The organism is Streptomyces sp. NPDC053673 (assembly GCF_055585225.1).
Genome location: NZ_JBVJKN010000001.1, coordinates 169,529 through 191,503, shown reverse-complemented (window position 1 = coordinate 191,503; position 21,975 = coordinate 169,529). Strand labels below are relative to the sequence as shown.

Genomic DNA, 21,975 nt, shown 5'->3' with positions numbered 1-21,975 from the left:
TGCGCGCACGGCGCGCGTCAGGGCAAGATCTGTTGCTGTTCCGGCAAAGCGGCTGCGGTGCGGGCGCCGGTGCGGTGTTCCTGCGGGCTGATGCCGCGCACCCGTTTGAACGCGGCGCTCAGCGCGAACGAGCCGCTGTAGCCGACCTTCCGGGCCACGGCCTCGACGGTCGCGTCCGTCTGCCGGAGGAGATCGGCTGCGAGGGCGAGCCGCCAGCCGGTGAGGTACGCCATCGGCGGCTCCCCCACCAGTTCGGTGAAGCGGCGTGCGAGGCCGGCCCGGGAGACCCCGCACTTCGCGGCGAGCGAGGCGACGGTCCAGGGGTGCGCCGGATCGTTCTGCATCAGCCGCAGCGCGGGGCCGACGACCGGGTCTCCCATCGCGCGGTACCAGGCGGGCGCCTCGGCACCGGGCCGGGAGAACCATGCCCGCAGCACCGCGATCAGCAGCAGGTCGAGCACCCGGTCGAGGACCACGCTCTGGCCCGGCTCGTCGCGGGTGATCTCCTCGTCGAGCACCGGCATCAGCGGGCAGTTCCACACGTCCGCGGGGAGGTGCAGCAGCCCGGGCAGGACGTTCAGCAGCCGCCGGCTGACCTCCCCGTCCATCTGGTAGGTGCCGATGAGCATGCTGGTGGCGCCGTCGGGGGCATTCCCCCAGGTGCGTACGCCGAGGCCCATGGACTCGGCGAGCGGTTCGCCCTGGAGGGTCGTACAGGTGCCGCCGGGGCCGATCAGCGCGTACGGCGGCGTGGCCGGGGTGTCGGCGGCGAGATACGGCTCGGGTCCGCGGGCGATGGCGACATCACCGGGGCGCAGCAGTACCGGGTCGCCGTTGTCGGGGACGATCCATGCCTCGCCGCGGGTGACGCACATCAGACAGAGCGGGGCGTGGTCCTCGACGCGTACGGACCAGGGCGGCTCCATCACCATGCGGAGCAGAAAGGCCCCTCTGGCCCGGGGCCCGTCGAGCAGTCCGGCGAGTGCGTCCATGGTGTCGAGCGTAGGCGGTCGGCCTAAGGGCTGTCGGGTGGATCAGGCCCTGGACGCACGCGTATGGAATCGAGCCTCTGCCGCATGGAGAGTCCAGGCCGCAGCCGCAAAGGTGGAGCCATGACGGAGAACCTGAAGCAGGACAAGCTGCAGATGACGGTGCTGGTGACGGCGGCGACCGGCAAGACCGGCCACAGGGTGGCACAGCGGCTCACGGAGCGGGCAGTGACCGTGCGGGCCGGTTCGCGCAAGGGCGCGGTCCCCTTCGACTGGGAGGACGAGGCGACGTGGGGTCCCGCGCTGCGGGGCGCGGACGCCGCGTATGTGACGTACTACCCGGACCTGGCGGCTCCGGGCGCGCGGGACGCGATGCGGGACTTCGGGCGGCTGGCGGCGGAGCACGGCCTGCGCCGGCTGGTGCTGCTCTCCGGCCGCGGTGAGCCGGAGGCGGTGCACGCGGAGGACGCGCTGCGGGCGGCCGGGGTGCCGCTGACGGTGGTGCGGGCGGCGTTCTTCGCGCAGAACTTCAGCGAGGGCGCGCTGGTGCCCGGCGTCCTCGCCGGGGAGATCCCCTTCCCGGCGGGCACGACGGCAGAGCCTTTCCTCGACCTCGACGACCTCGCGGACGTGATGGTCGCGGCGCTCCTGGAGGACGGCCACGAGGGCGAGACCTACGAGCTGACGGGGCCTCGGCTGCTGACGTTCGCCGACGTCGCGGAGGAACTCTCCGGCGCCACGGGGCGCCCGATCCGCTACGTCCCGGTCTCCGGCCCGGAGTACGTCAGCATGCTGCAGGAGTTCGGCTTCCCGGCGGCGGACGCGCAGTGGCTCACGGACCTGTTCGTGATGCTCCTGGACGGTCACAACGCGCATGTGACGGACGGTGTCGAGCGCGTCCTCGGCCGGGCGCCGAGGGACTTCACGGCGTATGCGAAGGACGCGGCGGCGTCGGGAGCGTGGTCGGCCTGACGGGGGCTCCGCCCCCGGTACCCCGCCCCTCGATCTCCCCTGCGCCCTGCGGGCGTGTGGGAACCCCCGGCGGGCTCATGTCCAGCCCGTGAGGGCGTGTTGCGAAAGTAGCGCCGTCCGCCCGGAGGGTGGGGCCCCAGCGTCTGGTGCGTTGGTCCGACAACGCAGCGTGAAGGCACCTCGCGGGAGTTCGAGGACACGCCCGAGGGCGTACGGGGGTCGGGGGCTTCGCCCCCCCCACGCGGCGGAGCCGCGGGAGCCGCACATCGACGCAGTGCGAAAGGGCGGGGTGGGGACAGTGCCCGCCACCAACACCCTGGACCGGTCAGTCGCGCGCCCCGGGCGGGATCACTGGTCCGCGAGCTTGAGACCCCGCTCCGCGAGGGCCTCGCGGAGGCGGGCGAGGGCCTTGGGGCCCATGCCGTGGAGGGCGGCGAGCGCGGCGGGGTCGGCGCCGGCGAGGTCGTCCAGGCGGGTGTGGCCCGCCTGGAGGAGGGCGCGGCGGGCAGGAGCGGCGAGGGTGGCCGGGAGGTCCGGGGCGTCGTCGTGAGTCATGCCGGAATCGTCGCAAGCCGGCCCGGACCGGTCCACCGGGTCACCCTCCGGCGAAGCGGCCATGCCGGACGAGCGGTCCCCGCCACCCTCACCGGCGGCGCCGTACCTGGCCACGATGTCACGGGCCGTCCGGGCCAGCCGGTCGCGGAGTTCCGGCGGGGCCAGGACCTCCGCCTCCGCGCCGAGTGCCAGGAACTCACCGTGCGCGTGGTCGAGGGACTCGATGGGCAGCACCGCCCGGGTCCAGCCGTCCGGCTCGGGCGTGCCGGTCGCGACGAGGGCTCGCGCCGCCGACCCGCCGAGGCGGGCCGCGGCGCGCGGGGACAGCCGGACGACCGCCTCGTCGCGGTGCAGCCGGGCGTGGAATTCGTCCTGGTAGCGCTGCCAGTACCCGGCCAGGTCGAAACCCTCGGGCGGGGCGAACTCCTCGCCGGTCTCCGTGAGTCCGAGGATCTGGTCCACGCGGTACGTACGCGGCCCCGGCCCGGCGACCACGTACCAGCGCCCCGCCTTGAGCACGAGACCGTACGGTTCAAGACGCCGGTCAACATCCGTCGGCTCCTTCCAGCGGCGGTAGCGGACGTCGAGCACCCGGCTGTGCCAGACCGCGTCCGCGACCTGCGGCAGATACGGGACTTCGTCGTCCTCGGCGTACCAGCCGGGCGCGTCGAGGTGGAACCGTGCGCGCATCCGGTCCGCCTGGGCGCGCAGGCCATCGGGCAGGGCGGCCCGCAGCTTGAGCTGCGCGGCGGCCAGTTCGGCGCCGAGTCCCAGCTCGGCGGCAGGCCCGGGAATTCCGGAGAACGACAGCGCCTCCGCCTCACCGGCGCTCAGACCGGTGAGCCGGGTGCGGTAGCCGGCGAGCAGCCGGTATCCGCCCGCGTGACCGGCGTCCCCGTACAGCGGCACTCCTGCCAGGTGCAGCGACTCGACGTCGCGGTAGATGGTGCGTACGGAGACCTCCAGCTCCTCGGAGAGCTGGGCCGCGGTCATCCGCCCCCTGGTCTGGAGCAGCAGCAGGATCGAGAGAAGTCGCCCGGCTTTCACTGACACAAGGTGTCAGTGAAGCGCCCTTACCGTCCAGCCATGGCTTTCGCAGAGAAACTGCTGCGGGTTCTGCCGCCCGTCGAGGCGGCCGGCCGCAGCGTCAAGCGCTACCACGTCACTGCCGACCCGGCCGGGATGGATCCCCGGGTCGAGCAGGCGGCGTACGAGATCCTCCCCGAGCTGCTCCCCGCTCCGGACGGCACCCCGCCCGCGACCTTCGTCGTGCTGCACCGCGGCGCCGACGACGGCGCCTACCTCAACGCGTACAGCTGGGTCTGGGACAACGTCCTGCACTTCGGCGGCGCGGCGGCGGGCCAGCCGGTCCTCGGCTGCCCCGACCGCGATCCCGCTCATTTCATCAAGGTGACCGGCCGGCCGTGGATCGGCTGTGTCTGGGAGCTGCCGCCGATCCTCCACGAGCGGGACGCCTGGGTCCGCCACATGCTGGCGCCCGGCCGCCCGGACCTCGACGCCTATCTCGCCGACTCACTGCCCGACGGCACCACCGGAGACCGCACATGAGCAACGACACGCACGGCTTCGGCTTCCTCACCGGCCGCTGGGACGTCCGCAACCGCCGTCTCCTCGACTTCCTCGACCCGGACAGCGGCTGGGAGGAGTTCGACGGCACCACCGAGGGCCGCACCCACTTCGGCGGTGCCGCGCACTTCGACGAGATCGACTTCCCCACCAAGGGCTTCTCCGGGCTGACGCTCAGGCTGTACGACCCCGAGCGCGAGGAGTGGTCGCTGAACTGGTCGAGCAACAGGACCGGGCGGCTCGACCCGCCCGTGGTGGGGCGGTTCGGGCCGGACGGCACCGGCGTCTTCCACGGCCGGGACAGCTACGCGGGCAAGGACGTCGTGGTCCGCTTCGTGTGGTCGGGCATCACGGACACGACGGCCCGCTGGGAACAGGCGTTCTCGGTGGACGACGGCGGGACGTGGGTGACGAACTGGGTCATGGACTTCACGAAGACGGGCCGGGACGGCGCAGCGCCATGAGCCGGAAGCGGGGGTCGGGGCGCGGCTCGTCGGGGTCGGGCAGGGCGGACAGCTCCGCGGCGAGTTTCTCGGCGAGCGGACCACGGGCCGTGAGCCGGGATGCGTACTCGCCGCGCAGCAGCGCCTGGGCGGTGCGGCGCGGCGACCGGCCCTGACCATGGCCCGTGAAGCGGGTCTCACCTGCCGGGCCGAGACCGTGCGCCGCGCCGAACGCCTCGATGCGGTCGGCGCGGTCGTACGCCTCGGGAGTCCGGTAGGGGGCGAGGACGGCGTCGATGTCGCTGCTCACGTCGTGCCCGGCGTCCTTGTCGACGGTGGTGACGAACACCCCGCCGGGGCGCAGCACACGCGCCGCCTCGGCCACGACGGCCCTGGCGTCCCGGACCAGATGGAGCAGCCACACCGCGCTGACCGCGTCCACCGAGGCGTCGGGCAGCGGCAGCCTGCGGACATCGGCGAGGACGACACCCGCGACCCGGCCGGCTGCCTTCCTGGCCATGCCGGGCGAGGAGTCCGCGCCCAGTACCCGCAGCCCCGGCCGGGTCAACCGCTCGGTCACCAGCCCGGTACCGCAGCCGATGTCGAGGAGCGCGCGGGCGGCGTCCGGGACGAGGGACAGTACGGCCGCGGCGGCGGCCGCGGCCCGGGGCACGCCGCCGCGGGTGGCGTCGTAGACGGCGGCCTCCACGTCGTAGTCGAGCAGCGTGTCACGGCCGGCGCCCACGGCCCCCGCCGTCTCGCGGGTCTCGTCGTCGTGCAGCACGGTCAGCTCACACCATGGTTCGGGGCGGCGGCTTCCACGCGGCGCGCTAGTTCGAAATCGCGTTCGGTGATCGCGCCGCCCGCATCGTGCGTGTTCACGGTGAGGTTGACCGTGTTGTAGCCCAGGGTGAGATCCGAGTGGTGGTTCAGCTCGTCCTGGATCTGTGCGACGTGGACGACCAGCGCGGTTGCGGCGAAATGTGTGCCGAGCCGGTACGTACGGGCGATCCGGTCGCCCTCCTGGGACCAGCCGGGCAGTTCGCGCAGTCTGTCCTCGATCTCCTTCTGCGACAGCGGCTCTGTGGCCATGAGCGAGGCTCCCTCCGGGTTGTCTCCGTGCGACGTTACGGTTTCCGTATGACAACTGTCGCGCCCGACACGGGAGTAGGGCCACTGCTGCGCGGCTGGCGGGAGCGGCGCAGGCTGAGTCAGCTGGAACTGGCTCTGCGCGCCGATTCCTCCGCCCGCCACATCAGCTTCGTCGAGACGGGCCGGTCCCGACCGAGCGAGGAGATGATCCTGCGGCTCGCGGAGCATCTGGATGTGCCGGTCCGCGACCGGAACGCGCTGCTGCTGGCGGCCGGTTACGCACCGCGATACGCACAGACGCCGCTGGACGACCCGTCGCTGGAGTCCTTGCGCGCGGGCTTGGATCGACTGCTCCACGGGTACGAGCCGTACCCGGCGCTCGTGGTCGACGGCACGTACACGGTGGTGGCGGCCAATCGGGGGATCGCGATGCTCCTGGAGGGCCTCCCTGAACATCTGCTCGCTCCCCCGCTGAACGCGATGCGGATCACGCTGCACCCTGAGGGCCTCGCTCCGCGGATCCGCAACCTGCGGGAGTGGCGCGGGCATCTGCTGGCCCAGATGGAGCGCCAGATCGCCCTGGCCCGCTCCGAGACGCTGCGTGAGCTGTACGAGGAGGTGGCCGCGTATCCCCTCCCGGAGACGGGCGGCGGCCCCGACGACCGGGAAGACCCGGTTCCCTGCCCCTATTTCGCGCTTCCGCTGCAGATCGAACACGAAGGCCAGGTGCTGTCCTTCGTGTCGTCGATCTCCACCTTCAACACCCCGATGGATGTCACCGTCGCCGAGCTGGCCATCGAGACATTCCTCCCGGCCGACCCCGCGACGGTGAAGTACCTGCAGTCCCTCACGCCGTAGCCGCGGCACGCAGCGCGGACCACTGCAGTGCGGCGAACCCGGCGACGGTCATGGCCTGCATCGGGATCCACATGGTCCCGGCGGCGCTGGGCTCCAGCCACAGCAGGAGCGCGACGATGCTCAGCGCCGCCCAGGCCACATTGGCGTCGACGACGAGCTTGACGGGGGCGACGGGCGGCTGCGGCCGCGAGGCGAGGAAGCCGACGCCCGCCGCGAACAGCGTGAGGAAGACACCCAGTTCCAGCAGCAGGGTCGCGTCGACCCCGAGCAGTCGCCCAAGGGGTCCGGAAGCCGCGAGATACGCCAGCCCGTTGGCGCCGGTGACGACGGCGTCGAGAGCGAGGAAGCGGCGCAGCAACGTCTGCGGTTGACGAGAACGCGCCGGGTGAAGTCACCGTCTCCGTACTCCAGGAGCAGACAGTCGCCGTCCTCGCCAGGCAGCGTTCTGAGCCGTATCACGTGAGGCCCCTGCGCGCGTTGACGATGACGAACGGTTCCCGCATGTCCACCCGCCAGGACAACTGCCGCGCCCGGCCGAGCCGGCGTACGCACTCCGGGTCGTCCGGGAATTCGGACAGGCCGTCGATGAGCCAGCTCAGGCCGAGGGTGTAGAGGGGCACGCCGCGGTCGTAAGCCTCGATGAGCCCGGCCCTGGCCGTGTCCCTGTCGGCCTGCGTCGTGGCCCGGCGGAGCTGCCGCACCGCCCACAGCACCGAGCCGTCGCTCATCCAGGGGTACCGTTCGCGCAGACTGACCAGCAAGGGATCCCAGGGCCTCGGTCCGTCCGCCAGGTCGGTGCCGACCAGGACGTAGCCGCCCGCGGTGGCCGCGAGCCGGTTGCGTCGCTCCCCGAAGAGCATCGCCTCGACATCGGTGAAGAGTGCCGCCGCCAGGTCGAGGGCTCCCCGGGCCATATAGGCCAGACCCGCCCCCACGGCACGGTCGCGGACCGTCACGGCGACGGGGCTGCCGGTCGGGCTCTGGCGCGCGTTGACCAGGATCTCGACCCTCGCGGAGCCCCACGGCACCGGCAGGGTCACGAGGTGGGCGGTGCCCGCCATCTCGACGAGCAGGAACTGCCGGCGCCCGGTGGGCCAGCCGACCGGGCCGGTCAGCTTGGTCCCGCCGAAGCGGAACAGATGCGAGGTGCCGTCGGTCTCGTCGGGGCGAGGGAGGACGTAGTGCGGCGCCGCCGCGACCTCGTCCGCGATCGAGGCGTCCGCCGGCTCGGCGATCAGCGTGTTCATCGCCTCGAAGGTCCAGCTCTCCGGTGTGGCGTCGCTGATCCAGGTGGCCTTGACGGACCCGCCCGGGGCCGGGGCGGCCTCCTGCTGAAGGCCGGTGTCGATGTAGCGCGACCCCGTCGAGCGCGGAACGGGGGCCGTCGCCGGGCCGTGGTAGACGGGACCGGACTCGATGTTGCCCATGAGGTACTGCCAGGCGTGCGTCTCGTACGGCGATTCGGAGGCGTCGAGAACGACGGGGGTCTCCTCGCCCTCCCGTGCTTCGGCGTCCTCGCTGAGGACGACGCCGGAGGGCAGCGTCGCCGACACGACATAGCGGCCGGGCTCGACCTCGTACCGGGCCGGCCTGACTCCGGACCCGCAAGGGAGGACGACATTGCGCAGCCCGGCTCCCGAGGCGTCGGCCGGGTAGATGTTGCCGACGATCCGCGCCCCGCCGGCGAGGTCGTGCTCGTAGGTGAGCACGGTGACGCTCACGCTGAGAATCGCGGTGGCGGTCATGGCGGGACCGCCTCGGGCGGCGCCGCCAGGGGCACACGGCGGAACGGCGGGCGTACGGCTCTCGCCAGTTTCCGCACGTCCTGGGCGCTCAGCCGTGCCTCGAACTCATAGTCGCCAAGTACCAGATCGATCGCCCACTCTCCGTCGGGGTGCTCGTCATCGGCCTCGGCGGCCGCACGCCGCAGGTGTTCCTGCCCCGCCCGACGGCAGGTGAAGTCGGCGATCGCGTTCTGCTCGGGCGGTACGCAGGTGACGTAGACCGGAACGACCGGCAGGCCGCGCAGCTCATGCAGGTCGAACACGGGCAACTCACCGACCGTCGGCACCTGAACGCCCGTGAGCGCGTCGGCGAACACCGGCTGCTTCATGTAGTGGTCGATGGCCACGTGCAGACCGGCCGTGGTGACGCGCCAGTCGCCTTCGGGATCGTCGCTGCCGACGCCGTCGAGACCTTTCAGCAGCGCCTGGGTGAACAGGCTGACCTGGCCGGGGCGGGCATGTGACCGGTCCCCCGCCAGGGTGGCGTAGTAGGGGATGTGCAGCCGCCTCGGCAGGTTCGCCGGACGGCTCCCGGGCCCGAGCGGCACCAGGCCCGCGAAACCGCCGCTCTGCTCGATGAGCACATCGGAACTCGCGCGGCACGCGTCCACGAAGAACACCTGCTGACTGGCCCGGCAATTCTTGAGCCCGTTCATCAGGTTCTTGAAGTCCAGCGCGCCGCCCAGCGGATTGCCCTCGTCCGTGAAGACATCGGCGGCGAGAAGGGACATGTCGTCCCCCTGCGAGACGCCGTGGCCACAGAAGTAGAAAACGAGACGATTGTCCTCATGGCTCTCGCCGCGCCCCTTCCATTCCTTGACCGCTTCAACGATGTTGGCGATGCCGGCGAATGCGACGGAGTGGTCCGTACCCGTCTCCGGATCGGTGAACGGGGCGGGTTCCTCCTCGCTCAGCAGAAGGGCGAGGCTGGCCAGGGGCTTGCCGGGATGGTGGTAATCGGCGCGCAGCCAGGTCGCGAAGGCACGAGCCGAGACGGGAGGGGAGGACAGCTGCCTCATCCCGTCCGGATTGGCCACCGGCTTCTCGCCACCGGCGAGGTGCGGGTACGTGCCGACACCGATGACCAGCGCGTGGGTGCCGGGGGTGATGCCGGGGTCGTCGTGGATCGTGAAACCAGCCATCGATCCTCCGCTAGCGTCACCAACAGGATAATCGGCAACCTTATTCATGTATATGACACGAATACCGCCGGGGCAGTCCGTGGGGTACGCGGGGCATTCCGTATGCCGATGGCCGGACGATCCGGAATTTCCGTCGGCCGGCCGGGGATTCGGGATTCCGTCGCCGCCCGCCGCGAGCGGCTCAGCGCACAACCGGTCTGGCGGCGTTGATCGCCCGCACGACCTGCACGGGGTGCCGGGTGGACACGTACAGATAGCGGAAGGGCACCGTCGGATCGGCGACCTCGACCCTGACCGCCGTCGGGATGTAGGCACGCAGGGCGAAACGCGCATGCGGGCCGGCCCGGAAGGTACGCCACTCCAGCGCCTCGTCCTCGTCGAGGATCTCGACCCAGCCGAGGCGCTCCACCCGCACGGCCAGGCCGTCGGTGATCAGAACGCCGTCCTGGACACGCAGGCGCGCCGCGCCGTAGCTCACGAGTCCCGCCGTGAGGAGCACGGCGCTCGCCGCGGCAGCCGCCAGTGCGGGTCCGGTGCCGAGCGGGGCGACCGTCAGAGCGACGGCGAGGCAGGCCGCACAGGCGAGCAGCCACCAGCGCACAGGTACGACGAGGCGTTCCTGATAGGCAGTCATGAGCCGATGGTGCCATGCCGGCTGTCGCGTCGGCGGGACGGGGCCCGGTCGGCCGTCGCCGCATCCGCCGGACGGTCCGACGGATGCGGCGAACGCGGCGGAGGCCCGGCGGCGTGGCGGACCGGAAAGCGGGTCGGACCCGAAGGCGTCGGACCCGAAAGCAAGTCGGACCGGGGGCAGGGGCCTCGGCGGCGGTTGCGTCGGCAGTGCCGGGTCAGCGGGCCCTGTCGGTCCCGGGCTCGGGCCCGTCGTCCGCTTCGGCGGGCTCAGGAGGCTCCGGTTCTCGGGCGGCTGAACCGGGGGCGCCGTGCACGGCGGGGCCCGTGCGGGCGACCTCGGCACGGATCATGGCGTTCAGGGCGGCGTAGGGGTCGATGGGCATGGCTGTCTCCTTGCGTGTGCTGAGGGGATGAGCGTCCGGAGCGGGACAGGGCACCTCGGGTGCCGGCCCCGTACGGCTCCTCAGCAACGCAGGACCACGAACCTCGTGACGGGTGGCGCGGGCGGCGGCGCCCCGGCCGCGGCCGGGGCGCGCGGATACGCGCCGGGCGCTGCGGCGTCCGTGATCACGGCGGCGTCCCGCCCGCAGGCCGGTCCGCGTCGCTGTTCCGCCCGGCCGGGTGGGGGCTGCTCCGTCTCGGACGTGTCCTGTGGTACCTCACCTGCGGGATCGGCGGGTGAGGACGCCGGCGACGTGCGTTCCGCGCCGAGCTGCGGGACGGCCGCGGCGCCCGCCTTCGTACCGAGTACGGCGACGAGCGCCATCAGGACGGCGAGCACGACACGATCGGCACAGCGCACGGGACGGTTCACGGGGCACAACCTCCTGGACATGCCACCTGTGCCCGCGATCCACCCCCGCCTCGCCGTCCGCGGCCGGTAATGCGCTCTTCCGGGGGACGTCCGTTAGGCCGAATCCCCTGCCCGCGCCGCCGCCCGGTGGCCCAGCGCCGACATCCACGCGAAGACGAGCACTCCGGCGAACAGGAACAGCACACCCTGGTAGACGGCCGCGTAACCCGACCCGGCGACCAGCCACACCGAGAAGCCGGCGGCGACCGCCGCGAGGACCCCGTCACGTACGAGCCGGGCCCGGCTGACGCGGTGCGACCGGCCCGATGCCAGGTAGTAGATCTGCGCGGCCGTGGACAGCAGATACGGCACGGTCGCCGTGAACGTGGTGACGAGGACCAGGATCTCGAACACGCCGTCCGAGCCCACCGTGTAGTTGTAGACCGTCAGCAGCGAGGCCAGCACGACGGTCGCGAGCACCCCGGCCGTCGGCACGCCGCGCCGCTTCCGGGCGAAGACGGCCGGGAACAGGCCGTCGCGGGCAGCCGCGTAGGGCGTCTGGGCGCTGAGCAGCGTCCACCCGTTCAGTGCACCGGCCATCGACACGAGAGCCATGCAGGCAACGGCCGTACCGCCCCAGGCCCCGCCGAACATCGCGTTGACGGCATCGGAGAAGGGCGCGGTGGATTCGGTGAGCTTGTCATGGGCGACGGTGCCGAACACCGCGAGGGTGCCGAGCAGATAGAGGACCGCGGCACCCACGGTGCCGAGGATGGTGGCCCGGCCGACATTGCGCTGCGGATCGCGGACCTCGCCGGCGCTCACCGCCGCGGACTCCACGCCGAGGTAGCTGAAGAGGAGGATCGCGGCAGAGGCGGAGAGCGCGCCGACCGTGCCGGAGCTGCTCGCCTCGAACGGGCCGAGGTTGTCCGCGTCGAAGAAGAACAGTCCGCCGACGGCGACGAGCAGCAGCGGTACGAACTTCATGACGGTAGCGACGAGCTGGACGGCGCCGACGTACCGCGTACCGGCCAGATTGGCGGCGGCGGGCAGCCACTGCAGGAGCAGGGCCGCCGCGATCGTCGCGGGCGTGGAGTCATGGAGCGGTACGAGGACGTCGAGGTAGCCCACAGCGGCCACGGCGAGTGCCGCGTTCGACACCCAGGCCGTGATCCAGTACGACCACGCGGCCAGGAAGCCGGCGAAGTCGCCGAACGCCTCGCGGGCGTAGACGTAGGGACCGCCGGTGCGCGGATGGCGTTCGGCGAGCCGCCCGAAGACGAGGGCGAGCGCGATCGCGCCGACGGTCAGAACGGCGAAGGCCAGCAGGCTGATGGTCCCGTACGGCGCGACGGACGCCGGGAGCAGGAAGATCCCGCCGCCGATGATGTTGCCCATGACCAGAGCGGTGGCAACGGGAAGCCCGAAGCGCCGGGCGTGCCTGCTCGGCTCACTGCCCTGCTCTGCGCCCTGTACTTTGCTCTGCTCTTTGCGCTGTTCCCCGGCGGTGGCCGTGGTCGCGTCGTGCTGAGGAACAGTGCTGGTCATGAGGGTGGTACGCCTTTCTCCGTGCAAACCCGACCATGGTCGGGGACGGTGAACGCTGCACCAAATCACTCACTTTTGTCCTGCACGGCCCCGCCGGCCGCCGGAAATGCTCCGTCCGGCGGGCGCGGCGACCGGCGATCCTCCACGGCTCCGAGCGGCACCTGCGAGCCCGGCGACTCGCCCCGGCACTCGTCCAGCCACCGCCGCAGCACCTGGTGCACCTGCTCCGCTCCCACCAGTTCCCCGCCGCCCGCGACCGGCTCGGAGAGCTCGCACGGTGAGAGGAGGAAGGGGTACGACTGCTCGCCGCCGAGCCCTCCGTGCGAGCCGATCTGCTCCTCGAAGGCGTGCACCCGGCCCGTCCCGGGGTCGTACACGGAGTTGACCATGATGTCCGCGACGTGCGGGAACGAGTCGGTGCGGCGGACGGCGTCGGCCGCACCGGGCCCGAAGGTGGCCATCGGCCCCGAGCCGTCGAGCGTGTCCACCGGCAGCTCCGCCGTCCCCGCCCCGTCCTTGCCTAGCACCACCGAGCCGTGCCGCTCGCTGCGCACCAGCAGGAAGCCGATGCCGGGATGGCTGGCGAGGGTGTGCAGCAGGGCGGGGTGCCGGCGGTCGATCTGCTCCCGGCTGAGCCGTCCCGGCACGCCGGGGAAGAAGATCAGGCCCAGATTCCCGGAGGCGAGGACGACGGGGTCCGAGCCGGACGCCGGCCGTTCCCCGGCGTCCTCCTCCCCCACCGGCCGGTGCAGTGCGCCGCGCAGCGCGTCGCGGGCCGCGTCACGGGCCTCCGCGCCGCTCCTGGTGCGTCCGGCGCGCCGCGACACCGGCAGCCCGCAGCCCGCCCGGACGAGATCCTTCAGGGTCAGCCCGTACACGCCCTGGAACGTCTCGCCGGGGCTCTGGCCGTGGTCGGAAAGCAGCACGATCCGGTAGCCGCGGGGGGCGTGCTCGGCGGCCTTCGCGATCAGGGCTACGGCACGGTCGATCCGCTCGAGGACCTTCGACGCATCGCGGCTGTGCGGTCCGGAGTGGTGGGCGACCTCGTCGTAGCCGACGAGGTCGGCGTACACGGCGGTGCGTCCGGCCAGCATGTCACCGATCACCGCGGCGACCACCACGTCCCGCTCGACGACGGTCGCGAAGGCCCGGATGAACGGGTAGAGGCCGCCGCGGCCGATCCGCGGCTCGTCGCCGCGCAGCCGGGAGCGGATCGACTGACCGATCTCGCGGACGACTTCGGCGACGAACGACACGGCGGTTCGGACGGCGTTGGCGGGGTCGGAGAAATAGGCGAAGTAGCCGGCTCGGGAGCGGTTGGCACGGCCGCGGCGGGCAGCCACGGAGAGCACCAGCGCGAGCTGGTCGGCGCCGCCGCTGAACAGATTGCCGCGGCTGGCCCCGTCGAGGCTGAGCAGTCCGGCGTCACGGGTCCTGGTCACCGCGCGCCGCTGGAGTTCGACGGCGCTCGCCGGGCGGTTGCTGACCATGATCCGGCCGGTGTCCTTCTCGTACCAGCGGAATCCCGGGACGTCGTGGTTCGAGCCGTGCAGGATGCCGAGCTGGCTGGCGCCGGTCTGGCTGGACCAGTCCGTGCGCCAGCGGGTGAGCCGGTGTGACTCGTCGAGCCAGCGCGCCACGGTCGGCATCAGCCCGTCCTTGACCGCCTGTATCAGCACGGCGTGCCCGACCCCGTCGAGCTGCAGGAACACCGCGCCGGGCGGGGCGCTGCCCGCGATCCGTTCACCGCGTCTGCGGCGCCGGCGGTGGGCGAGGCGGGAGAGGCGGCGCCGGTAGGCGTTGTCGTCACGGACGGCCAGCGCGGTGGAGGTGGCGGAGGCGACGGCGGACATGACGGCAGCGACCACGACGGCGGTCTCGGGGTCGGCCGCGCCACGTCCGTCGGGGATCATCCAGAGGGCGAGCAGCAGCAGCGATCCGTTGAGGAAGAACACCAGGAGCCCGAGCACCAGGGCCGGGACCAGCAGGAACGCCCGTACGACCACGGGCCAGACCAGGGCGCTGAGCAGACCGAACGCGCCGGCCCCCCAGGCCGCGGTGATCGCCGTCCTGGTGATGCTGTCCCCGTCGTCGGACTGGAGCTGGAAGTCCGGGAGGGCCGCGGCGAGCGCCAGCAGCGTCAGGGTGGACACCGCCCACACCACGATCACCCGGAACAGGGCGCTGCCAGCGGTCCGCCATCGCCCTTCACCCACGCGCCGTCACAGCCTCTCGACTCGCCTCGGATCCAGCGTGGCACACAGCGCCGACAGGAACGGGGTCGAAGCCGCGGGCCCCGGCCCTGGCCCCAGGTCCGGGGTGCGGAGTTCGGGGTGCGGGGCCCGGGGTTCGAGGCCCGGGGCTCGGAGTGAGGACCGGGTCCGGGGTCCGAGGTCTGGGCTGTGCGCCCGGTGACGAGCCGTAGGCTCAGCAGCCGTCGTACCCGGCCGTCGGCATCGACAGCCGCCGGTGCACACTCGCCTTCATCGCGGCGTCGTAGGCGGGCTCGTCGAGACCCGCGGTCTCCAGCCGTACGCCGCGGCGCTCGCATTCGGCGGAGAAGCCCGGCACGGAGCTCAGCGCCCGGGCGAGCACCCGCTCGTTGGGGACGACGAAGAGGTCGACCAGACCCGCCTCCACATCGGCCCACAGGCCACAGTGGTCGGGGCGCAGCCCGTAGAAGAGCAGTTCCCTGATGACGACGTAGCCCCTGCGCGCGGCCCAGCGCGCGCACATGGCGTGCTGGCTGCGGGTGTCGACGAGAAAGGGGTCGCTGTCGAGCTCCTCCAGCGGGGTCAGGCTGGCGATCGCCGCCACCCGCACATCGTCTCGTGCGGCTTCCGGTACGTCGTCCCGTACGTCGTCCATGGACCGTCCCCCTGCGTCGGCTGTCGCCGCCGACACTACTCCGGCCGGGACCGCGCGAGGGAGGCGCACAACGGGGGCTGGCGGAAGACCGCCGGGCCTGCGAGCGCCTACGCTCGTACGCAGACGGCGGCCGGTCCCCGCCGCCGGAGGCCGCGGGTGGACCGAGCCCCGAAGAAGCGGGTGGACCGAGCCCCGAAGAAGGAGGCATCGCGTGCCGGTGGAGGTCACCTGGTGGGGTCACGCCACCTGCACGGTCGAGGACTCCGGGGTCCGGGTGCTGACCGACCCGCTGTTCGTGGGCAGGCTCGCCCATCTGCGCCGTCGGCGTGGTGAGCTGCCGCCACCCGAGGCCGCCGTCGCCGAGGCCGTGGTCGTCTCGCATCTGCACTCCGACCATCTGCATCTGCCGTCGCTCGCCCGGCTCGCCCCGGGCACCCTGCTGATCGTGCCGCGCGGCGCGCAGCGCGCGGTTCCCGGGCTCAGGAGGCTGGACGGGCTGCGGATCAGCGAGGTGGCGCCGGGCGACGAGGTGGCGGTGGAGGGACTGCGCGTACGGGCCGTGCCGGCGGCTCACGACGGCCGGCGGCTGCCGGTGGGGCCGCACCGCTCGCCGGCTCTCGGCTATGTGATCCGTGGCGCGGCGCGGACGTACTTCGCCGGGGACACCGGGCTGTTCGACAGCATGGCGGACGCGGTCGGGCCGGTGGACGTGGCGCTGCTGCCCGTCGGCGGCTGGGGACCGTTCCTGGGGCACGGGCATCTCAACCCGGACCGCGCGGCGCGCGCTCTCGCGGCGCTCGCGCCCCGCTCGGCCGTGCCCGTGCACTACGGCACGTACTGGCCGATCGGGATGGACGCGATCCGGCCGCACGAGTTCCACTCGCCGGGGGACGAATTCGCACGGAAGGCGGCGCGGCTCGCGCCGAGGGTGGCGGTGCACCGGCTGGGGCACGGCGAGAGCGTCCGGCCGGAGGTCGCCCGGTGACGATCGTGGACGTGGTGGCCGAGTTGCCGCCGGAGTCGACGCAGCAGGCCGTCGGCTATCCGTCGCTCTTTCTGCTGGTGGCACTGGGGGCACTGGTGCCGGTGGTACCGACGGGGGCGGTGGTGAGCTCGGCGGCCGTGGTGGCGCTCCATCAGACGGCGCCGTTCTCCTTGCTGTTCGTGTTCCTGGTCGCGGCGTCCGCGGCCTTCCTCGGGGACATCTCGTTGTACTGGCTGGGTAAGCGGGGGGTCGGGTCCAGGAACGGCTCGAAGTGGCTGGTGGCCCTGAGGGAACGGGCGACGCCGGACCGGCTGGCGCTGGCGCAGCGCCGACTCGACGAGCACGGTGCGACCGTGCTGGTGCTGTCCCGGCTGGTGCCGGCCGGGCGCATTCCGGTGATGCTGGCGTGTCTGCTGGCGCGGATGCCGGTGGGGTGGTTCGCGCGCGGCGATGTGCCGGCGTGCCTCGCGTGGGCGGCGACGTACGCGCTCATCGGGATTCTCGGCGGGTCGCTGTTCGCCGAGCCCTGGCAGGGCGTGGTGGCGGCCGTGGCGCTGACGGTACTGCTGGCCGGGGCGCCCGCGCTGTGGCGCAGAGTCCGGCGGCCGCCCGGCTCGTCCGGTGATCCGCAGGCCTGAGGGCCCGGTCATCCGGTCATCGGCCTGCGCAGCACCCCGGTCATCCGGTGGCCGGCCCGAACGCCACCCCGGTCATCCCGTGGCCGGCCCGAACGGCACCCCGGTCATCCGTCGGCCAGCACACGTGAGGCGCCGACCGGCAGGTCCCACAGCTCGTCGCGCGGCCGGCCGGTGTGCTCCCAAGCGGTCAGCAGCCGGGTGAGTGGCTCCATCACCGGCTCGGCGGAGAGCAGGAAGGTCGCCCAGTGCATCGGGGCCATGTTGCGCGCGCCGAGGTCCTCGAAGGCCTGTACGGCCTCCTCCGGGTCGGTGTGCACGGTGCTGAGCCACCAGCGCGGCGCGTACGCCCCGATCGGCAGCAGCGCCAGATCGATGTCCGGGTGTCGGCGGCCGATCTCCTTGAACCAGTGGCCGTATCCCGTGTCGCCCGCGAAGTAGACCTGCCGGCCGAGCCGGTCGCTGAGGATCCAGCCGCCCCAGAGCGAGCGGCAGGTGTCGGTCAGGGTGCGCTTGGACCAGTGGTGCGCCGGTACGAACTCGAAGCGGACCGTGTCCGAGCCGTTCCTGGCGGGGAGCTCGGCCGCCTCCCACCAGTCGAGCTCGGTCACCCGGGTGAACCGCCGGCGCCGGAACCAGCGGCCGAGGCCCGCGGGGACGAACAGGGGGGTGCGCCTGGGGAGCCGGGCGATGGTCGGGGCGTCGAGGTGGTCGTAGTGGTTGTGGCTGATGACGACGGCGTCGACGGTGGGCAGATCCTCCCAGCGGACGCCCACCGGGGTCAGCCGGGCCGGGGTGCCGAGGATCCGGCGGGACCAGACAGGGTCGGTGAGCACGGTCAGCCCACCGATCGCCAGCACCCAACTGGCGTGCCCGGCCCAGGTGACGGCGACCGTTCCCGGATCTGCGGCGGGCAGCGGCCCGGGCGCGAACGGCAGTTGCGGGATGTCCCTGAGACCGGCGGCCGCCGGCCGCAGCGTGCCCTCCTTGGCCAGTCTGGCCATGGCCCGCACCCCGGGCAGCGGCGCGGTGAGCCGGTCGGCGAACGATCTCGGCCAGCGACGGGTGAGTCCGAGGGGCCGCAGGCCGGTGGTGACAGCGGCGTCGGCGCCGGTGGTGCTCGTCGCTCCGGCCGGGCGCGGCCGGGTGCCCGGGCCGGTGCCGGGACCGGGACCGGGACCGGCCTGCCCGGCAGCTGTTCCCGGAGCCGACTGCGTCTGCGGGTGCGATTGCGGTTGCTGTCGCGTCGAGCGCGCCGCTCGACCGGTGCCGACCGGGGTGGCCGACCCTGTCGTGTGGGCGGTCGGCGCCTTCGGAACGGTGGGCGGGGAGGGGGGCGGCGGCTGCTCCGTCTGGTCCGTCATCTGCGGCTCCGTTCAGCGCGGTCGGTGGCTCGCGGTTCGCGGTTCGCGGTTCGGGTCATCGGAGCTCGTCGAACGCCGATGCAAAGAGGGTCAACGCCTGTGCGATGTGGGGCAATTCCAGGGGGGCCGGTGCGGCGAGGGCTTCCAGCCGCTCCTCGGGGCTCGCCCCGAGGAGCGGGCCGGTGGGCAGCCGGGCGCGGAGGGCGCCGAGTTCGTCGCCGAAGCGGTGGCCGCCCGGGACCTGGGTGCCGAGGCGGTCGCTGAGATAGTCCTCCAGCTCCATCGAGTCGTTGACACCGCGCTCCGCGAGGCGGCCGCGCAGCGGGCCGAGGTCGGCATAGAGATGACGCCCCGCCTGCGGGGGACGGGCCACTGCGCCGGCGGTGAGGATCGCGCGATGGGCCGCGGCCGCGACCCACCCGTGCAGCGCGGCGGCCTGCGTGGACCTGGTGCTGACCGGCCCCGGCTCGCCGAGGGCGTGCGCGGCGGCGGCCGCGACCGGTCCTGCGACGAACGCCCCGAGCGCGGTGAGGATGTCGAGCACCCTGGCCCGCCGCCCGACGGCGCGCTCGGTCGCGGGGAACCGGGCAACCGCCACCGGCCAGGCGGCCGGGGTGAGCGCGCCCGACAGGTCGCTGACGACGGTCACGTCGTCGGGGCACATCTCGGCGGGGCTGAGCAGCACCCGTTCGTGCGGCTGGTGGAGTGTGTCCCGCCAGGTCTCGTCGCTGATGATGTGCATGCCCTCGTCGACCGCCGCCTCACAGGCCTCGCGGACCAGTTCGGGCGGGGCCACGGTCGCCGTGGGGTCGTCGGCGACGGAGAGCAGCAGGACGTGCGGCGCACCGCCCTCCGCCCGCACCCTGCGCGCGGTCTCCAGCAGCGCGTACGGGTCGGGCACGCCCCCGCACTCCGCCGGGGTGGGCACGTGGTACGCGGGCCGGCCGAGCAGCCGCGCCTGCGGTGTCCACCAGGCGGGGCAGGGCCGCGGCATCAACACATCGCCGCCGTGCGCGGCCAGCAGGGAGAGCAGCAGGGGTTGTGCGCCGGGCGCGGCCGCGATGTCCTCGGGACGGCTGCGCAACCCGCGCCGCCACCAGTACCCGGCGGCCGCCTCGCGCAGCACCGGTCCGCCGCCCGGCGGTTCGGGCGAGGTGCGCCCGGAGGCGGCAGCGAGGACGGCGGCGAGCTCCGGCAGTACGGGCAGGCCGGGGTCGGGTGAGGGCGGACCGTAACGGACCGGACCGTGGTCTTCCGGATCCGACCGCTGCATGCGCCCACCTCCCGTGCTCACCACCCGGGAACCCCTGCCCGGCCCACGTGCCCTTTATACGAAGGTTCGGGCCGTTCCGCCGCTCCGGACGAGCCGTTCGGCAGCTTCGAACGGGCCGTTCGGCAGCTTCGGACCGACCGCGCCGCCGCACCGGACGGGCCGTTCCGCCGAGGGCTCCGCGACGGGCCGTTCCGCCGAGGGCTCCGCGATGGGCAGCCGCCCCGCCCCGGCCCATGGGTCAGACCACGGTCACCCCGTGGTGCACCACCGCGTCGAACAGATAGCCCTGGGTGTTGTGGACGGTACGCACCGGCTGGGTGTTGCCCGCCGCGTCCGTCGTACGGGCCAGCAGCGCGGCCCCGCCCGTGCGACGCGGGTGCCAGGGAGCCGACCAGCGTACCCAGCCGTCACGGCGCGGGGTGTCCCTAAGCCGCACCGGGTGCCACCGCGCGCCGCCGTCCGCGCTGATCTCGACCCGGCGCACGGGCGCCGCACCCGACCAGGAACGTCCGGTGAGCAGATGGGTCTCCCCGGCCGCGAGCGTCGCTCCCAGCGGCAGCTCGAAAGCACTCTTGACTGTCTGCCGGGTCAGCGGAGCGCCGCCCTCCGGCGGATAGGCCGCACCGAACAGCCGGTAGGTGTCGGTGGTCCAGGGCGAGCGCAGCGGCGCCGTGCTCACCTCGATGTCACCGACCCATTTGATCGATGCGATGCCGACCCAGGACGGCACGATCACCCGGACGGGGTAGCCGTGGTCGTACGGCAGCGGCTCGCCGTTCATCTCGTAGGCGAGGAGCACATCGTCAAGTGCCTTCGCCAGCGGCAGGGGGCGGCGCACCCGGCCGAGGCCGACGCCGCCGGAGACGTACTCGCCGTCCAGGCCGCGCGGCATCACGTCCACCGCGTCCGAGGCCACGCCGGCCCTGCGCAGCACCTCCGCGAGGCGCACGCCGCGCCAGCGCGCGGTCCCGATCGCGCCGAGTGTCCAGGGCGTGCCGCTGACGGCCTCGCCCTGCTGACTGGTGTAGAAGCTGCGGCCGTTGCCGGCGCACTCGAGGAACGCGGTGCGGGTGACGGACGGCATCGAGCGCAACTGGCCGTAGCTGAACTCGACGGGGCGGCGGCCGTGCAGCCCGGTGCCCCAGAGGGTGAGCTTCCAGTCCGTCTCGTTCAGCCGGGGCGTGGACGTGTGGTTGCGGACGAAGAACCGGTCGAGGGGTGTGAGGGGTCCGGTGTCCCGGAACGCCGCGAAGTTCGCCTCGGCGTTGGTGCCACGGACGGTGAACAGCTCAGGAGGGAGGGGCTTGACGATGCCGGGAGCGGCGGCGCCGGCCGGGGTGGCCGTGGCGAGGGTGCCGGCGGCCGCCGGCACGGCGGCGAGCAGTTTGAGCAGGGAACGTCGGGCGGGTGTGCGGGCAGGCGTACGGGCAGGCGGAATCGGCACAGCGCTCCTCCAAGGGCGTGGCGGAGTACGGAAACGAGTACGGCTACGAGAACGAGTGCGGGAGCGAGAACGTACGGGGAAAAGGCCAGGAGAGAGGAAGAAAGGCCACAGAAGGGGAAAGGAGGCGGAAAGTCGCTGTCAGCGAGAGCAGCAGCGGCAACAGCGACGACAGGCGTGCCGCGGCGCACGGTGGCACGATTCGGCGGCGAGGGTGGTACGAGCCGCTCGGTCCTGCCTGTTGACGGCCATGCCGAGATCGTAGGCGCGCCGCGCGCGCCGGGTCAGGCCCTTCCGGAGACTGCTCCGGGCATCGTCAGGGACGGCGTCCCAGCAGACAGAGCAGCTTCGTCTGCGCGTCCGCTCCCGCCGGTGGCTTCACCGCCGGGGCGAACAGCCCGCTCTTGACGAGGTCCGCGGCGTACGGGGAGATCTCCTCCTCGGTGAAGCCGACGAGCTCGTCGGGCAGTGTCTCGTCCGCGCCGATGCCGCGCGACAGGTCCCAGGTGTGCACCACCGTGTCGGCCACCATCTGCGAGCAGTAGTCGGCGACGGTGCTCTCGCCGTACGACAGCCGCACCGTGCGGTCCAGCGCGCCGGGCTCGTTGAAGGCCGCCTTGGCCGCGGAGGCGGCGCGGTCCCAGGTGACGGCCGGATGGTCGCCCAGGACGTCGCCGTCGAAGGCGTCGCCGACGTCGGCGATGGTGCGGCCCTCACTGACCAGGGGCGGCACCCAGAACTGCTCGCTCGTCACATGGTTCACCAGATCCCGGACGGACCATTCGGAGCAGGGCGTGGCCGCGTCCCACTGGTCGGTCCGGACGGCGTGCACCCGGTCGGTGAAGAGTGCGAGCGCCCGGGCATGCCGGTCCAGAAGGCGATTGTCCATACGGTCCACTCTGCTCCGGCGCCGCGGCGCACGCGAACGCTCCGACGGCGTCCCGTGGGACCCTCGCGAACGCTCCGACGGCGCCCCACGGGACCCACCCGAGCCCTCGGACGGCGCCCCGTGG

At 72.9% G+C, this 21,975-nt stretch carries 22 protein-coding genes and 1 pseudogene; 6 read left to right on the top strand and 17 right to left on the bottom strand.

Annotated features, from left to right (window positions below):
* Window positions 1-17 precede the first annotated feature (17 nt).
* Window positions 18-992 carry an AraC family transcriptional regulator gene (locus ACZ6ZQ_RS00915; RefSeq protein WP_469766404.1) on the bottom strand — a complete coding sequence of 325 codons (975 nt, stop codon included), beginning with the start codon at window positions 990-992 and terminating at the stop codon, window positions 18-20.
* 120 nt (window positions 993-1,112) lie between these two features.
* Here ACZ6ZQ_RS00915 and ACZ6ZQ_RS00910 point away from each other — a divergent pair, with 120 nt between their 5' ends.
* Window positions 1,113-1,961 (top strand): Rossmann-fold NAD(P)-binding domain-containing protein, encoded by an 849-nt coding sequence (locus ACZ6ZQ_RS00910; RefSeq protein ID WP_469766403.1) that lies wholly within the window; start codon window positions 1,113-1,115, stop codon window positions 1,959-1,961.
* 630 nt (window positions 1,962-2,591) lie between these two features.
* Here ACZ6ZQ_RS00910 and ACZ6ZQ_RS00905 read toward each other — a convergent pair.
* Window positions 2,592-3,563: pseudogene (locus ACZ6ZQ_RS00905) on the bottom strand (helix-turn-helix transcriptional regulator); the annotation flags it as partial.
* Window positions 3,564-3,602: 39 nt separating this feature from the next.
* Between ACZ6ZQ_RS00905 and ACZ6ZQ_RS00900 the strand changes: the two are divergent.
* Both ACZ6ZQ_RS00900 and ACZ6ZQ_RS00895 read left to right on the top strand, forming a co-directional pair.
* Window positions 3,603-4,085 carry a hypothetical protein gene (locus ACZ6ZQ_RS00900; RefSeq protein WP_469766402.1) on the top strand — a complete coding sequence of 161 codons (483 nt, stop codon included), beginning with the start codon at window positions 3,603-3,605 and terminating at the stop codon, window positions 4,083-4,085.
* Window positions 4,082-4,567: a hypothetical protein gene (locus ACZ6ZQ_RS00895; protein ID WP_469766401.1), complete on the top strand. Its 486-nt coding sequence runs from the start codon at window positions 4,082-4,084 to the stop codon at window positions 4,565-4,567. The genes ACZ6ZQ_RS00900 and ACZ6ZQ_RS00895 overlap by 4 nt, the downstream gene beginning before the upstream one ends.
* On the opposite strand, the gene ACZ6ZQ_RS00890 is transcribed toward ACZ6ZQ_RS00895, so the two are convergent.
* Window positions 4,533-5,270 carry a class I SAM-dependent methyltransferase gene (locus tag ACZ6ZQ_RS00890; RefSeq protein WP_469766800.1) on the bottom strand — a complete coding sequence of 246 codons (738 nt, stop codon included), beginning with the start codon at window positions 5,268-5,270 and terminating at the stop codon, window positions 4,533-4,535. The two genes, ACZ6ZQ_RS00895 and ACZ6ZQ_RS00890, sit on opposite strands and share 35 nt — an antisense overlap.
* Window positions 5,271-5,332: 62 nt before the next feature.
* The gene (locus ACZ6ZQ_RS00885; protein WP_453664879.1) at window positions 5,333-5,638 is read right to left on the bottom strand and encodes a 4a-hydroxytetrahydrobiopterin dehydratase; all 306 of its coding nucleotides are present in this window, start codon (window positions 5,636-5,638) and stop codon (window positions 5,333-5,335) included.
* Between the two features lie 48 nt (window positions 5,639-5,686).
* On the opposite strand from ACZ6ZQ_RS00885, the gene ACZ6ZQ_RS00880 reads away from it, so the two are divergent.
* Complete coding sequence (locus tag ACZ6ZQ_RS00880) at window positions 5,687-6,496, top strand: helix-turn-helix domain-containing protein (protein ID WP_469766400.1); 810 nt, start codon at window positions 5,687-5,689, stop codon at window positions 6,494-6,496.
* On the opposite strand, the gene ACZ6ZQ_RS00875 is transcribed toward ACZ6ZQ_RS00880, so the two are convergent.
* The 9 genes from ACZ6ZQ_RS00875 to ACZ6ZQ_RS00835 form a co-directional block, all read right to left on the bottom strand.
* Window positions 6,486-6,854 carry a hypothetical protein gene (locus ACZ6ZQ_RS00875; protein ID WP_469766399.1) on the bottom strand — a complete coding sequence of 123 codons (369 nt, stop codon included), beginning with the start codon at window positions 6,852-6,854 and terminating at the stop codon, window positions 6,486-6,488. The genes ACZ6ZQ_RS00880 and ACZ6ZQ_RS00875 overlap by 11 nt on opposite strands.
* Before the next feature lie 97 nt (window positions 6,855-6,951).
* Window positions 6,952-8,241 carry a hypothetical protein gene (locus ACZ6ZQ_RS00870; RefSeq protein WP_469766398.1) on the bottom strand — a complete coding sequence of 430 codons (1,290 nt, stop codon included), beginning with the start codon at window positions 8,239-8,241 and terminating at the stop codon, window positions 6,952-6,954.
* Window positions 8,238-9,422 (bottom strand): caspase family protein, encoded by a 1,185-nt coding sequence (locus ACZ6ZQ_RS00865; RefSeq protein WP_469766397.1) that lies wholly within the window; start codon window positions 9,420-9,422, stop codon window positions 8,238-8,240. The genes ACZ6ZQ_RS00870 and ACZ6ZQ_RS00865 overlap by 4 nt, the downstream gene beginning before the upstream one ends.
* Window positions 9,423-9,603: 181 nt before the next feature.
* Window positions 9,604-10,056, bottom strand: a complete 453-nt coding sequence (locus tag ACZ6ZQ_RS00860; RefSeq protein WP_469766396.1) for a DUF3093 family protein — start codon at window positions 10,054-10,056, stop codon at window positions 9,604-9,606.
* A 214-nt stretch (window positions 10,057-10,270) separates the two neighbouring features.
* The gene (locus tag ACZ6ZQ_RS00855) at window positions 10,271-10,438 is read right to left on the bottom strand and encodes a hypothetical protein (protein ID WP_469766395.1); all 168 of its coding nucleotides are present in this window, start codon (window positions 10,436-10,438) and stop codon (window positions 10,271-10,273) included.
* 80 nt (window positions 10,439-10,518) lie between these two features.
* Window positions 10,519-10,869: a hypothetical protein gene (locus tag ACZ6ZQ_RS00850; RefSeq protein ID WP_469766394.1), complete on the bottom strand. Its 351-nt coding sequence runs from the start codon at window positions 10,867-10,869 to the stop codon at window positions 10,519-10,521.
* 93 nt (window positions 10,870-10,962) lie between these two features.
* Window positions 10,963-12,396, bottom strand: coding sequence for an amino acid permease (locus tag ACZ6ZQ_RS00845; RefSeq protein ID WP_469766393.1), 1,434 nt, complete (start codon window positions 12,394-12,396; stop codon window positions 10,963-10,965).
* A 65-nt stretch (window positions 12,397-12,461) separates the two neighbouring features.
* On the bottom strand, window positions 12,462-14,612 hold the full coding sequence (locus ACZ6ZQ_RS00840; RefSeq protein ID WP_469766392.1) for an alkaline phosphatase family protein: 2,151 nt from the start codon (window positions 14,610-14,612) through the stop codon (window positions 12,462-12,464).
* A 211-nt stretch (window positions 14,613-14,823) separates the two neighbouring features.
* On the bottom strand, window positions 14,824-15,264 hold the full coding sequence (locus ACZ6ZQ_RS00835) for a recombinase family protein (RefSeq protein WP_469766391.1): 441 nt from the start codon (window positions 15,262-15,264) through the stop codon (window positions 14,824-14,826).
* 211 nt (window positions 15,265-15,475) lie between these two features.
* Here ACZ6ZQ_RS00835 and ACZ6ZQ_RS00830 point away from each other — a divergent pair, with 211 nt between their 5' ends.
* Together ACZ6ZQ_RS00830 and ACZ6ZQ_RS00825 are read left to right on the top strand one after the other, a co-directional pair.
* Entirely contained in the window at window positions 15,476-16,249 is a 774-nt protein-coding gene (locus ACZ6ZQ_RS00830) for an MBL fold metallo-hydrolase (RefSeq protein WP_469766390.1), read from the top strand.
* Window positions 16,246-16,887, top strand: a complete 642-nt coding sequence (locus ACZ6ZQ_RS00825; protein WP_469766389.1) for a DedA family protein — start codon at window positions 16,246-16,248, stop codon at window positions 16,885-16,887. The genes ACZ6ZQ_RS00830 and ACZ6ZQ_RS00825 overlap by 4 nt, the downstream gene beginning before the upstream one ends.
* A gap of 104 nt (window positions 16,888-16,991) precedes the next feature.
* Here the strand turns inward: ACZ6ZQ_RS00825 and ACZ6ZQ_RS00820 are convergent, their stop codons facing one another.
* The 4 genes from ACZ6ZQ_RS00820 to ACZ6ZQ_RS00805 all read right to left on the bottom strand — a co-directional run bounded on the left by ACZ6ZQ_RS00820 (window position 16,992) and on the right by ACZ6ZQ_RS00805 (window position 21,851).
* On the bottom strand, window positions 16,992-18,248 hold the full coding sequence (locus ACZ6ZQ_RS00820; RefSeq protein ID WP_469766388.1) for an MBL fold metallo-hydrolase: 1,257 nt from the start codon (window positions 18,246-18,248) through the stop codon (window positions 16,992-16,994).
* A 55-nt stretch (window positions 18,249-18,303) separates the two neighbouring features.
* Complete coding sequence (locus ACZ6ZQ_RS00815) at window positions 18,304-19,521, bottom strand: aminotransferase class I/II-fold pyridoxal phosphate-dependent enzyme (protein ID WP_469766387.1); 1,218 nt, start codon at window positions 19,519-19,521, stop codon at window positions 18,304-18,306.
* Between the two features lie 238 nt (window positions 19,522-19,759).
* Window positions 19,760-20,965, bottom strand: coding sequence for a sulfite oxidase (locus ACZ6ZQ_RS00810; protein WP_469766386.1), 1,206 nt, complete (start codon window positions 20,963-20,965; stop codon window positions 19,760-19,762).
* Window positions 20,966-21,278: 313 nt separating this feature from the next.
* Window positions 21,279-21,851, bottom strand: coding sequence for a TIGR03086 family metal-binding protein (locus tag ACZ6ZQ_RS00805; RefSeq protein ID WP_469766385.1), 573 nt, complete (start codon window positions 21,849-21,851; stop codon window positions 21,279-21,281).
* Window positions 21,852-21,975 lie beyond the last annotated feature (124 nt).